Source organism: Pseudomonas sp. S3E17 (assembly GCF_024168685.1).
Taxonomy (GTDB): Bacteria; Pseudomonadota; Gammaproteobacteria; order Pseudomonadales; family Pseudomonadaceae; genus Aquipseudomonas; species Aquipseudomonas marginalis.
The window spans coordinates 4,590,025-4,601,826 of the sequence record NZ_JALJWE010000001.1; the positions used below are offsets into that span (position 1 = coordinate 4,590,025).

The 11,802-nt window shown below is 59.3% G+C and carries 11 protein-coding genes; 7 read left to right on the forward strand and 4 right to left on the reverse strand.

The window, feature by feature from the left end; genetic code table 11:
- Nucleotides 1-13: 13 nt before the first annotated feature.
- Genes J3D60_RS20775 through J3D60_RS20785 form a run of 3 tightly spaced genes read left to right on the forward strand, consistent with a single transcriptional unit; the run spans nt 14 to nt 5,412 of the window.
- A complete protein-coding gene (locus J3D60_RS20775; protein ID WP_065937970.1) occupies nt 14-448 on the forward strand; it encodes a DcrB-related protein in 435 nt (144 codons plus the stop codon).
- Between the two features lie 12 nt (nt 449-460).
- Nucleotides 461-4,912 (forward strand): RHS repeat-associated core domain-containing protein, encoded by a 4,452-nt coding sequence (locus J3D60_RS20780; RefSeq protein WP_253492641.1) that lies wholly within the window; start codon nt 461-463, stop codon nt 4,910-4,912.
- Nucleotides 4,909-5,412: an Imm26 family immunity protein gene (locus tag J3D60_RS20785; RefSeq protein WP_065937969.1), complete on the forward strand. Its 504-nt coding sequence runs from the start codon at nt 4,909-4,911 to the stop codon at nt 5,410-5,412. Before J3D60_RS20780 ends, J3D60_RS20785 begins: the two co-directional genes overlap by 4 nt.
- Nucleotides 5,413-5,494: 82 nt before the next feature.
- Here the strand turns inward: J3D60_RS20785 and J3D60_RS20790 are convergent, their stop codons facing one another.
- The 3 genes from J3D60_RS20790 to J3D60_RS20800 all read right to left on the reverse strand — a co-directional run bounded on the left by J3D60_RS20790 (nt 5,495) and on the right by J3D60_RS20800 (nt 7,314).
- Nucleotides 5,495-5,770, reverse strand: coding sequence for an HU family DNA-binding protein (locus J3D60_RS20790; protein ID WP_003176958.1), 276 nt, complete (start codon nt 5,768-5,770; stop codon nt 5,495-5,497).
- 191 nt (nt 5,771-5,961) lie between these two features.
- The gene (locus J3D60_RS20795; protein ID WP_141156322.1) at nt 5,962-7,110 is read right to left on the reverse strand and encodes an NAD(P)/FAD-dependent oxidoreductase; all 1,149 of its coding nucleotides are present in this window, start codon (nt 7,108-7,110) and stop codon (nt 5,962-5,964) included.
- A 36-nt stretch (nt 7,111-7,146) separates the two neighbouring features.
- Complete coding sequence (locus tag J3D60_RS20800; protein ID WP_003213373.1) at nt 7,147-7,314, reverse strand: rubredoxin; 168 nt, start codon at nt 7,312-7,314, stop codon at nt 7,147-7,149.
- A gap of 197 nt (nt 7,315-7,511) precedes the next feature.
- On the opposite strand from J3D60_RS20800, the gene J3D60_RS20805 reads away from it, so the two are divergent.
- Together J3D60_RS20805 and ubiA are read left to right on the forward strand one after the other, a co-directional pair.
- The gene (locus tag J3D60_RS20805; RefSeq protein WP_115485451.1) at nt 7,512-8,075 is read left to right on the forward strand and encodes a chorismate lyase; all 564 of its coding nucleotides are present in this window, start codon (nt 7,512-7,514) and stop codon (nt 8,073-8,075) included.
- Entirely contained in the window at nt 8,075-8,965 is an 891-nt protein-coding gene (ubiA, locus tag J3D60_RS20810) for a 4-hydroxybenzoate octaprenyltransferase (RefSeq protein WP_108573466.1), read from the forward strand. Before J3D60_RS20805 ends, ubiA begins: the two co-directional genes overlap by 1 nt.
- Before the next feature lie 68 nt (nt 8,966-9,033).
- Here the strand turns inward: ubiA and J3D60_RS20815 are convergent, their stop codons facing one another.
- The gene (locus J3D60_RS20815; protein WP_027608253.1) at nt 9,034-9,411 is read right to left on the reverse strand and encodes a hypothetical protein; all 378 of its coding nucleotides are present in this window, start codon (nt 9,409-9,411) and stop codon (nt 9,034-9,036) included.
- A gap of 155 nt (nt 9,412-9,566) precedes the next feature.
- On the opposite strand from J3D60_RS20815, the gene phoB reads away from it, so the two are divergent.
- Both phoB and phoR read left to right on the forward strand, forming a co-directional pair.
- Nucleotides 9,567-10,256, forward strand: a complete 690-nt coding sequence (phoB, locus tag J3D60_RS20820) for a phosphate regulon transcriptional regulator PhoB (RefSeq protein WP_003176964.1) — start codon at nt 9,567-9,569, stop codon at nt 10,254-10,256.
- Nucleotides 10,257-10,338: 82 nt separating this feature from the next.
- Nucleotides 10,339-11,625 carry a phosphate regulon sensor histidine kinase PhoR gene (gene phoR, locus J3D60_RS20825; RefSeq protein WP_253494026.1) on the forward strand — a complete coding sequence of 429 codons (1,287 nt, stop codon included), beginning with the start codon at nt 10,339-10,341 and terminating at the stop codon, nt 11,623-11,625.
- Nucleotides 11,626-11,802: the final 177 nt, after the last annotated feature.

Below are 11,802 nucleotides of genomic sequence, written 5' to 3' on the forward strand. Positions count from 1 at the left end.
AGACCCGTTTGCCATGACGTACCGAATCAACGAATTCCAGTTTCAACTGCCCGCCAGTGAGTTGCAGGACGCGACGATCAATATCCTCAAGTTCCCGGAGTTGGGCACATCCCTGATCGTCAGCCGCAGCCTGTTGGCCGACGGCGAAACCCTGCACAGCAACTTCAACGACCAGCTCCAGCGCCTGGAAAAACAGGTGCAGGATTTACGCTATCAACCGGGTGTGGACGTGCGTTTGGGCGCCGCGCAGGAGGTGGAAGGCATCGAGCTGCGCAGCCAATTCAACAAGGGCAATGACAAGGTATTCCAGTATCAGTTGGCGCTGGTGATACCGGGCACGCGCAAGATGCTCGCCTTGAGTTATGTGAAGGCGGACACGCTGGGGGATGCCGAGGCGGCGCACTGGGCCCTGATCAAAAACTCGCTGTCGTTCGACGCTGTTTCCTGATGAGCTGCCTGCATGTCTGACGCGTTATGGGCGGCCCGGATGGGCGATGCGCTCTCCCACACTTCGATGATGGCCGACATCCTCGGCGGTGTGCTGGAGGTGGCGGCCAACGTGGCGATCACTGCTCTGGCGACTGCTGCGGTGGCGGCGGCGATTGGTGTGACGGTCGCTACTGCCGGCATTGGTGGCTGCATCCTCGGCGCGGTAGTCGGCATTGTCGTCGGCATGGCCATGAGCAAGACGGGGGCCGACAAGGGCCTCAGTAAAATGTGCGAGAGTTTCGCCAACGCGCTGTTTCCACCGGTGGTGGAAGCCACGATTGCGGTAGGCTCGACCGACACTTTCGTCAATAGCATCCCCGCTGCGCGTGCGGCAGGCTCCATTCCCTCGCATGTGGCGCCCGCAGGCACGGAGCTTGAAATCCCGCCGCCGGAACCCGACATCGCGCCACAAGCCGAACCTGGCTTCCTGGATATGGCCGAGGGCTTCTTCTCGCAGCTATGGCGGCCGACCGTCGCCACGCCCGCGCCTGGTGTCGTTCCAGCCCTCACCGATATGGTCCTGTGCGCCCGTCATCCGCCGATGCCCCCGCAACTTCTGGCGGAGGGTTCCGACAAAGTCACCATCAACGGCCAGCCCGCCGTGCGCAGTGGTGACCGCAGCATGTGCGACGCGACGGTAGTGTCCTCGGGCCTGATCTCGCCGAATGTCACGATTGGCGGCGGTACGGTGGTGGTACAGGAGATTCGCAGCGGGAAAACCCCAGGCGTTGGGTTGGCGATTGAAGCGTTGATGATGCTCAAAGGCGCCAGAGGCAAAACACTGAGTAATTTGCCGTGCATGTTGCTCAGCGGGGTGACGTCGTATGCGGTCAGCCAGGCTATGGGCGCTGCGGCCAATGCGACGATGGGCTCTCCCAACCCGGTACATGCAGCGACGGGGGCGAAGGTGTTGGGTGGCGATACGGAACTGGACTTCGTATTGCCGGGCGTGTTGCCGATTGATTGGCAACGATTCTACAACAGTCGGGATGAGCGCCGAGACGGGATGTTTGGCGCAGGCTGGAGTGTGCCTTATGAAATCCGCGTCGAAATCTTGTCGCACCCGGAGGGTGGCGAGGAGCTGATTTACACCGACGAACAGGGCCGGCGCATCAACCTCGGTTCTATCCCTCCAGGTTACGCGATGTTCAGTCCGGGTGAGGGCTTAAACATCCGAAGGCACCGTAACGGGCAATTGTTGATCGAAAGCAACAACGGGCTGTATCGCCTCTTTGACACCACCGCCGACGAGGCCCATGTATTGCGGTTAAGTCAATTCGGCGACCGGAACGACAACCGTATCTACCTCGACTATGACCAAGCAGGGCAACTGATACGACTGCGCGATACCTTTGATCAAGTACAGGTAGAGCTGATCCAGGAGCAGGGCCGCGTCATCCGGATAGAGCGGCTCTATCCCGATCAACATCGAGAGACGCTAGCGAGCTATGGATACGACGCTGTCGGCGACTTGACAGAGGTCCGCGACGCTTCGGGACACACCAGTCGGCGCTTCGCGTACGACGTCAGTCGGCGGATGGTCGAACACCAACTACCCACCGGCCTATGCTGTTTCTACGAATGGGGATTAGTCGGAGGTGTTGAATGGCGTGTCGTTCGTCACTGGACAGATGAGGGAGATGAATACCATTTCACCTATGATTTGGATGCTGGCGTTACATGCATCACCGACAGCTCGGCGCGCACCAGCATAAGAGTGTGGAACGCTCAGCACCAGATCATTTCGTATACCGACAACCTCGAACAGACCTGGCTGTTCGAGTGGAACGACGAACGCCAATTACTGAGTGCAACCGACCCTGAAGGGGGGCGGTATACCTGCAGCTACGATGATTCCGGCAATTTGATTGGCGAAGTCGACCCGCTTGGTCGCAGACCGTCATCAATATGGCTTGAGCATTGGGCATTGCCGGTGGTGGAGACTGATGCAGGAGGACACAGCTGGAGATACCAGTACGACCAGCGCGGTAACTGCACTCGCGAAACCGATCCACTCGGCAACATTACCCAGTATCGCTATGACAACCGTGGTCAAGTCGTAGAAATCATCGATGCAATCGGTAAAAGCAAAAAACTCCGGTGGAGTGCCTTGGGGCAACTCATAGAGCGTGTCGATTGTTCTGGCTACTCGACCCGATACAGCTACGATGAACGAGGTTTCCTCCAAACCATCATTGATGCGCTCGGGGAGCGTACCCAATTCAACTATGACATACAGGGTCGCTTGCTCAGCAGCCAGTTACCGGACGGGCGTCGCGCCCATTATCATCGTGACGCCAGTGGTCAGTTACAGGGCTTCACGGATCCCGATGGGCACACCACGTATTACCGGCACAATCGTCGCGGACAAGTCCGTCAACGTACGGATGCACATGGGCGACAGGTGTTTTTCAGCTACGACATCTACGGTCGACTAACAGCACTGACCAATGAAAACGCCGAAAGCTATCGATTCATATGGGACGCTGGCGACAGATTGACTGAACAGCACAACCTTGATGGCAGCATACGCCGCTACCACTATGGGGCGTTGGACAAGGTCTCTGCGGTTGAAGCCATTCCCGCGCCCCACGGCAGCGGTCTTGCGCTGGTATTAAACCAGCCGGTCCTGCCCATTGTTCATAATCTGGAGCGCGATGCCGTTGGGAGACTCATTACCAAAACGACAGACGATGCTCGCACGGAATATCAGTATGACGCAGTCAACCGATTGACTACGGTCACCATGACTGATAACGCCGAAAATGTGCAGACACTGAATTTTGTCTACGACGCATTGGGCCAACTGAAAGAAGAACACAACACCGCAGGGACGTTGCGCCATAGCTATGACGAGTTGGGCAATCTGATCCAAACGCAGTTGCCTGACGGCGCCTGGGTCAATCGTCTGTATTACGGCAGCGGGCATCTACACCAGATCAATCTAGATGGCCGAGTTATCAGCGACTTTGAACGTGACCGTCTGCATCGCGAAATATCGCGCACTCAGGGCAGTCTCATCACCCGTAGCGAGTACGATCGCAGTGGTCGACTTCGCTCACGTAAACGCAGCCTTGCCGAGCAACTGTCACCGCTCAGGGCAGGTGACGGGCGACACTTTGAGTACGACCCAGGGGACAATTTGATTGGCCGCACGGATCAGCACGCCAGTGGCCATCACCGCAAGTTGTTGCACTATGACGCCACCCAACGAATCATTGCTAGCCAGGACAACCTCTACGGGCAAAACGAAACCTTTGCCTATGACGCCGCCGCAAACCTTCTCGATAGCCCCATCGCTGGTGCCGGCCTGGTGGTGCATAACCAACTGCTGACTTATCAGGACAAGCGATATCGTTACGATGGTTTTGGCAGAGTGATTGAAAAACGCAGTGCCGCCCGAGGCATTCAGCGCCTGAGCTACGACGCCGAGCATCGCCTGATTGAAGTCAGAAATCAGGGCAGTACCGGTGAGACTGTCGTACGCATGCGCTATGACCCAGTGGGTCGCAGGATCAGCAAGAGCGAGCACGACAGCAATGGCTACCTGCTCGGGGAGACACGATTCACGTGGGGCTGCCTGCAATTGCTGCAGGAACACCGTAACAATCAGTCCAGCCTTTATCTCTATGAGGGCGACGACTATCAGCCACTAGCCAGGGTAGACGGCGTCGGTGCGTTGGCCAAAGTCCGCTATTACCACAACGACTTGAATGGACTGCCTGAGGTGTTGACTGAGACAGACGGGCATATCGTCTGGGAAGCGCAATACCGAGTCTGGGGTAATGCCGTTAAAGAGGTTCGAGAGCCCTATTACATTGAAGACCAGAATCTCAGATTCCAGGGTCAATATCTGGACAGAGAAACTGGGTTGCACTACAACACTTTCCGCTTTTACGACCCTGACATCGGCCGATTTACCACTCCGGACCCCATTGGCCTGAAAGGGGGACTCAATCTCTACACCTATGCCAGGAACCCGATCAGCTATGTAGACCCGCTTGGACTCACACCTGCCAATGCCCCGGGCTACCACGTGTACGGTCTATACGACCTGGATATCCATGGAAATACGGTGGGTGATCCTTACTACGTCGGGATAACCAACGACATTGCGCGCAGAACGAGTGAACATGAGGCCTCAGGCCGATTGACGAAAGACGACAGCACCACAGGTCTGCGGCGCATTGAGAAAAATGTCACATACGGCGAAGCCAGGGGTTATGAGCAGGCATACATAGAACGCTACGGGACAAGGACAGGTGAAATAGGCGCCGCAACCTCCCAAAGCAACAGGGGAAATAAATACAATTCCTTCGATCACGACAATACAACTCGCGCTCGGGACAGGCATCAGTACTTCCAAGACGCCTATAACCGAAAAAAATCCAGCCTCATTGGCAAGGGAGGAAAGTGCTCATGAATGCCCTAACGTTTTTTGGCTGGGATAAAAAGCCCCGGACGATGCTTCGCGCTATCAAGCCTGGCGATATTTTTTGCTTCAAGTTCACGGAAGATACCTTCGGTTTTGGACGAGTACTGTCCACCATGGACGAAGGTCACTGCGCCGAGATTCTGGACTTCTTTTCCGCCGAACCTATTATCTCAGAGCAACAATTGACGGATGCCAAACGCGTATCACACCCGATACTACTGAACAGCTACGGGCTGTTTGATAAAAAAAACTCGGGGGAGTGGAGAATCATCGCCTCAGAGCCTGGCTACAAAGCCCAGAATATCGAAGGTTTCTACTTCATCTACGGGGTTCCCGGGGACCTGAAGAAAATCGATATCCTAGGTAATGACAGCCCCGTGTCTGATGTCCAAGCAAAAGCTTATCCAAGCTGCGTACCGAAAAGTGACGCGCATGTGAAGTCCTTTATCTCGCTGCACAAGACATCAGCCCCTCCAGCTAAAAGCTGACATCATCAACAAAAAAAGGGCACCCGACCCAGTCGGCGTGCCCATTTTCCTACCACCCCGCCCCCTGTCGAGACGGCACTGCTTACGCGTTAACGGTGTCTTTAAGCGACTTGCCCGGCTTGAACGCAACGGTGTTGCTCGCCTTGATCTTCACAGGCTCACCGGTTTGCGGGTTTTTGCCGGTGCGGGCGCCACGGTGGCGTTGCAGGAAGGTGCCGAAGCCCACCAGGGTCACGCTGTCCTTGCGGTGCAGGGCGCCGGTGATTTCTTCGAGAACGGCGTTGAGGACGCGGTTGGCCTGTTCTTTGGTGAGATCCGCTTTTTCAGCGATGGCGGCTGCGAGTTCTGGTTTACGCATATGTGAAGCCTCTTTGACGGTTTTTTGTTGTTATGTCCGTGCTGCTCGTCTGTGGAGCAGCGCCCAAAGCGCCGCAGGCTCTACTCTGCGGCAGACGGGAGTGAGGATGGCATGCCCTCGCACGCTCCGCCAGTCTCGCGGCGACCTTTCTCGGGGGAAAAACGTGCTTATTCCGACAGAACGACCGGTATTTACGCCAGCAACGGCGGAAGTTCTTTGTTGAGGGCAAGTTTTTCCATCACGGCGCTGCCGGTCAGCGCATAACCCAGCAGGCGGCCGCTGGCGTCGCGGCACAGGGCCTTGATGTCGGCGCCCTGGCCTTCGACGCTCCACACCCCTTCGGTGCCCCGTGGCGGTGGCGAAACCACCAGCGGGCAGACCGGGGTTTTCACGGTGACCGGCATCGGGCCATAGCTGACAGCTGTGGCATTGCCGGCCAGGGTCTGGGCCAGGGCACGGGCGCAGCTCATCAGCGGCATGACGTACAGCAGGTTGAGGCCATCGACCTCGGCGCAGTCGCCCAGGGCGTAGATATTGGCGTGGGAGGTCTTGAGGTGGCGGTCCACCATGATCCCGCGGTTGGTCTGCAGGCCGGCGGCGGCGGCCAGGTCGACACGCGGGCGCAGGCCGATGGCCGAGACCACCAGGTCGCAGTGCACCACTTCACCGTCCGACAAATGCGCTTCCAGGCCGTCAGCGCTGCGTTGCAGGCGGTTGAGCACAGGGCCCAGGTGGAAACGCGCCCCCAGCCCTTCCAGGCCGGCCTGTACCGCTGCGGCCGCCGCCGGGTGCAGCAGGGTCGGCATGACTTGCTCGCACGGCGCCACCAGGTCGATTTCATAACCGCCGAGGATCAGGTCGTTGGCGAATTCACAGCCGATCAGGCCGGCGCCGAGCAGCAGCACGCGGCGCTTGCCGGCCGCAGCAGCGCGAAAGCGGGCGTAATCTTCGAGGTCATTGATCGGAAAAACCAGCTCAGCCGCATCGCCTTCGACGGGGACACGCACGGTTTCTGCGCCCCAGGCCAGGACCAGATCACGATAGGCCACCGCTTCTTCACCGATCCACAGGCGCTTGTGGCCGGGGTCGATGCCGCTGACACGGGTGTGGGTGCGCACTTCGGCCTTGAGTTGCTCGGCCATGGCGCCGGGTTCGGCCATGCTCAGGCCATCGGCTTCCTTGTTCTTGCCAAAGCCGGTGGAGAGCATGGGCTTGGAGTAGGAGCGCCCGTCATCCGCGGTGATCAGCAGCAATGGGGTCTCGCTGTCGAGCTTGCGAAACTCCCGGGCCACGTTGTAACCGGCCAATCCTGTGCCGATGATCACGACAGGTGCGTTCATTCCGTTCTCCTTGTAGTACGTCTCTGAAACTGAAAATTAGCCGATTTCGATCATTTCGAAATCCATTTTGCCGACGCCGCAGTCCGGGCACAGCCAGTCTTCCGGTACGTCCTGCCACAGGGTGCCCGGAGCGATACCATCATCCGGCCAGCCGTCTTTTTCGTCATAGATCAGGCCGCAGACTACACATTGCCACTTCTTCATTTACTTGCTTCCTCAGGGTCCAGGCAGGTTGGCCGGCGGTCGATGGATCCAGCGTTGCCGCGCGGCTCAGGGCGTTTTGTACTGATCGGGGCCGACAGATGCAAGCTCGATCGACGCAAGGCGCCGGGCCGGCCCGGCAAAAGATCAGGACGCCATGGTAAGCTCGCCGCCTCTTTTGCTGCCAATACTGACGCACCGTGCCGCACTCAATCGCCCTTCCCGATGCTTGCCAATGGTTGACCCAGAGCCTCCTGAGCCCTGCGCCCGCGCCCTTGACCCTGAACTGGCTGTTCGACGAAGGCTCGCTGACCCGCCGGCTGACGTGGCTGTCCCACGATGGCTTCAGCGTGACACCGCTGTTCGAAGGCTGGCAGCCGCTGCGCGATGATGAATGCGCGGCGCTGCGCATGCCACCGGCCAGTATCGGTTGGGTGCGCGAGGTGTATTTGCGCGGGCATGGCCAACCCTGGGTGTTCGCCCGCAGTGTGGCGGCGCGCAGTGCGTTGCAGGGCGACGGCTTGCAGATGGACGAATTGGGCAGCCGCTCCCTCGGCGAATTGCTGTTTTGCGACCGCGCGTTCACCCGCCAGGCCATCGAGGTGTGCCATTACCCTCGCCAATGGTTGCCCACCACGGACCAGGCAGACGGGCTGTGGGCGCGCCGCTCACGCTTCGATCGCGGGCCGCTGAGCGTGCTGGTAGCGGAAGTCTTCCTGCCGGCTTTCTGGCACGCGCTACATGACCATCCGGAGAACTGCTGATGTATCAACGTCTGCTCAAATCCTTGAACCGCCTGCACCCCAGGGCCTGGGATTTCATTCAGTTGACCCGCATGGACAAGCCCATCGGCATCTACCTGCTGCTGTGGCCGACGCTGTGGGCGCTGTGGATCGCCGGCAAGGGCTCGCCGTCCCTGGCCAACATCGTGATTTTTGTGCTGGGCGTGACGCTGACTCGCGCTGCCGGTTGTGTCATCAATGACTGGGCGGACCGCAAGGTCGATGGCCACGTGAAACGCACCGCGCAACGCCCGCTGGCTAGCGGCAGGATCAGTTCGAAAGAGGCCCTGGTGTTCTTTGCGGTACTGATGCTGATCAGCTTCCTGCTGGTGCTGCTGACCAACGCCACCACCATCTGGTTATCGCTGGGCGGCCTGGCACTGGCGGTCAGCTACCCGTTCATGAAGCGCTACACCTATTACCCCCAGGTGGTGTTGGGCGCGGCGTTTTCCTGGGGTATGCCAATGGCATTCACCGCCGAAACCGGCCACCTGCCCGCTACCGCCTGGCTGCTCTATATAGCCAATCTGCTGTGGACAGTGGCCTATGACACCTATTACGCGATGACCGACCGCGACGACGACTTGAAGATCGGCGTCAAGTCCACCGCCATTCTGTTCGGCGATGCCGACCGCGTGATCATCCTGACCCTGCAAGGCCTGGCGCTGCTGTGCCTGTTGCTGGCCGGCGCACGGTTTGAGCTGGGGGGATGGTTCCACCTGGGGCTGCTGGCGGCGGCAGGCTGCTTTGCCTGGGAGTTCTGGTACACCCGCGACAGGGACCGGATGAAATGCTTCAAGGCGTTTTTGCACAACCACTGGGCCGGGTTGGCGATTTTTGTCGGGATTGTGGCGGATTACGCGTTTCGCTAAGGTTTTTGCAGTGTCTAGCCGGGCCTCATCGGGGGCAAGCCCCCGATGGTTTCAGCAGCGCCGCGAAATCAGGGCTTGATCACATGCCATGCCCCACCCTTGCCATCACCGCTCTTGTCGCCGGCCTTGTGGTCATCCTTGTAGGTGTAGACAGGTTTGCCTTTGTAGGCCCATTGACTGGTCTGGTCATCACGGGTGATCACGGTCCAATCGCCCATTGATTTGTCGGTAGACTCCGCTTTCAGCGGCGGCCAGTTGGTCGCGCACTGGTCCTTGCACACTGACTTGCCATCGGCGTCCTTGTCGAAGGTGTAAAGGGTCTTCCCGCTGTGATCCACTAACAGGCCGTTCTGGGTCATCGCCGGCTCCGCCGCGAATGCCAGTGTCGGCAGCGTCAACGCCGCCGTGACCAGCAGGGCCTTCCAGGAAAAAGTACTGTGAGTCATCGGAACCTTCCTTTTGTGGTTGTCAGGATTCGGACCCAAAGCGTAGTCCAGAGTGCCCCGAATTGCCCGAGCGACTAAATTACTGTCACACGACTGCAATAATTCCGTTATCTAATGCGGCGCAAGACAGTTAAATGACAAGAGGATTTTCGAGCATGGTTGGCAGGAGCATTCTGATTGTTGACGACGAAGCGCCCATCCGCGAGATGATCGCCGTTGCGTTGGAAATGGCCGGCTATGACTGCCTGGAGGCGGAGAACTCCCAGCAGGCCCATGCCATTATCGTCGACCGCAAGCCGGACCTGATCCTGCTGGACTGGATGCTGCCCGGCACCTCCGGCATCGAACTGGCCCGCCGCCTCAAGCGCGATGAGCTGACCGGGGATATCCCGATCATCATGCTCACCGCCAAGGGCGAAGAGGACAACAAGATCCAGGGCCTGGAAGTCGGCGCCGATGACTACATCACCAAGCCGTTTTCCCCACGAGAACTGGTAGCGCGCCTGAAAGCCGTGCTGCGCCGTGCCGGCCCGACCGATGGCGAAGCACCTATCGAAGTCGGTGGCCTGCTGCTGGACCCGATCAGCCACCGCGTGACCATCGACGGCAAGCCGGCCGAGATGGGCCCGACCGAATACCGCCTGCTGCAGTTCTTCATGACCCACCAGGAGCGTGCCTATACCCGTGGCCAGTTGCTGGACCAGGTGTGGGGCGGCAACGTGTATGTCGAGGAACGCACCGTCGACGTGCATATCCGTCGCCTGCGCAAAGCCTTGGGCGATGCCTACGAGAATCTGGTACAAACCGTGCGCGGCACCGGCTACCGGTTCTCCACCAAGGGCTGAGCCAGTCACTTTCCTTCCTTAACAGCTGACAAGGACGCATGTTTAAGTGAACCAGAACTGGCATGGCACCCTGATCCGCCACATGCTCCTGTTGATCACCGCCTGCCTGTTGGTGGGCCTGGTCAGCGGCTATTACGGCTGGAGCCTGGCCATCGGTATCGGCCTGTACCTGGGCTGGACCCTCAAGCAATTGCTGCGCCTGCATGAATGGCTGCGCCAGCACAAACCCGATGAAGCACCGCCCGATGGCTACGGCCTGTGGGGTGAGGTGTTCGACAGCATCTACCACCTGCAACGCCGCGACCAACGGGTACGCGGGCGCCTGCAAGCCGTGATCGACCGAGTGCAGGAGTCCACCGCTGCGCTCAAGGACGCGGTGATCATGCTCGACAGCGACGGCAACCTGGAGTGGTGGAACCGCGCCGCCGAGACCCTGCTGGGCCTCAAGACGCCCCAGGACAGCGGCCAGCCGGTAACCAACCTGGTGCGTCACCCGCGCTTCAAGGAATACTTCGAGCAGGACAACTACGAAGAAGCGCTGGAAATCCCCTCGCCCACCAACGACCGCGTGCGCATCCAGCTGTACCTGACCCGCTACGGCAACAACGAACACCTGATGCTGGTGCGCGACGTAACCCGCATCCATCAGCTGGAGCAGATGCGCAAAGACTTCGTTGCCAACGTCTCCCACGAACTGCGCACGCCCTTGACGGTGATCTGCGGCTACCTGGAGACGCTGCTGGACAACGTCGAGGAGATCAACCCACGCTGGAGCCGTGCCCTGCAGCAAATGCAGCAGCAGGGTTCACGCATGCAGACCCTGCTCAACGACTTGCTGTTGCTGGCCAAGCTCGAGGCCACGGATTATCCATCGGACAACCAACCGGTAGCCGTCCAGAGCCTGTTGCAGACCATCAAGAATGACGCCAAGGCCCTGTCGGGCGAGCGCGGGCAGCAGATCAGCCTGGATGCCGACCCGCAGGTGTTGCTCAAAGGCAGCGAAGGCGAATTGCGCAGCGCGTTCTCCAACCTGGTGTTCAACGCGGTGAAGTACACCCAGGACAAGGGCACTATCCGCATCCGCTGGTGGGCCGACGAGCAAGGCGCACACCTGAGCGTGCAGGACTCCGGCATCGGCATCGACGCCAAGCATCTGCCGCGCCTGACCGAGCGTTTCTACCGCGTCGATTCCAGCCGCAACTCCAACACCGGCGGCACCGGGCTGGGCCTGGCCATCGTCAAGCATGTGCTGCTGCGCCACCGCGCACGCCTGGAAATCAGCAGTGTGCTGGGGCATGGCAGTACGTTCACCTGCCACTTTCCGCAAGGGCAGATGACCCGTTCGCGGCTCGTCGGAAATGACGAATAACTCAAACACAGCACAAAACCAAATGTGGGGGGGGCTTGCTCCCGATAGCAGTGCATCAGTATCAGATATGCTGACTGACACACTGCTATCGGGAGCAAGCCCCCTCCCACAATTGGAATTGTGCTGTTTCGAATAAGGCATTCCACACCCCACCCGGCGGCAACCACTAGGCAAGCG

Coding starts and splice junctions, on each gene's coding strand:
- J3D60_RS20775 (WP_065937970.1), top strand. CDS start 14: ATGACGTACCGAATCAACGAATTCCAGTTTCAACTGCCCGCCAGTGAG.
- J3D60_RS20785 (WP_065937969.1), top strand. CDS start 4,909: ATGAATGCCCTAACGTTTTTTGGCTGGGATAAAAAGCCCCGGACGATG.
- J3D60_RS20800 (WP_003213373.1), bottom strand. CDS start 7,314: ATGAAGAAGTGGCAATGTGTAGTCTGCGGCCTGATCTATGACGAAAAA.
- phoB (WP_003176964.1), top strand. CDS start 9,567: ATGGTTGGCAGGAGCATTCTGATTGTTGACGACGAAGCGCCCATCCGC.
- phoR (WP_253494026.1), top strand. CDS start 10,339: ATGCTCCTGTTGATCACCGCCTGCCTGTTGGTGGGCCTGGTCAGCGGC.
- J3D60_RS20790 (WP_003176958.1), bottom strand. CDS start 5,770: ATGCGTAAACCAGAACTCGCAGCCGCCATCGCTGAAAAAGCGGATCTC.
- ubiA (WP_108573466.1), top strand. CDS start 8,075: ATGTATCAACGTCTGCTCAAATCCTTGAACCGCCTGCACCCCAGGGCC.
- J3D60_RS20815 (WP_027608253.1), bottom strand. CDS start 9,411: ATGACTCACAGTACTTTTTCCTGGAAGGCCCTGCTGGTCACGGCGGCG.
- J3D60_RS20780 (WP_253492641.1), top strand. CDS start 461: ATGTCTGACGCGTTATGGGCGGCCCGGATGGGCGATGCGCTCTCCCAC.
- J3D60_RS20795 (WP_141156322.1), bottom strand. CDS start 7,110: ATGAACGCACCTGTCGTGATCATCGGCACAGGATTGGCCGGTTACAAC.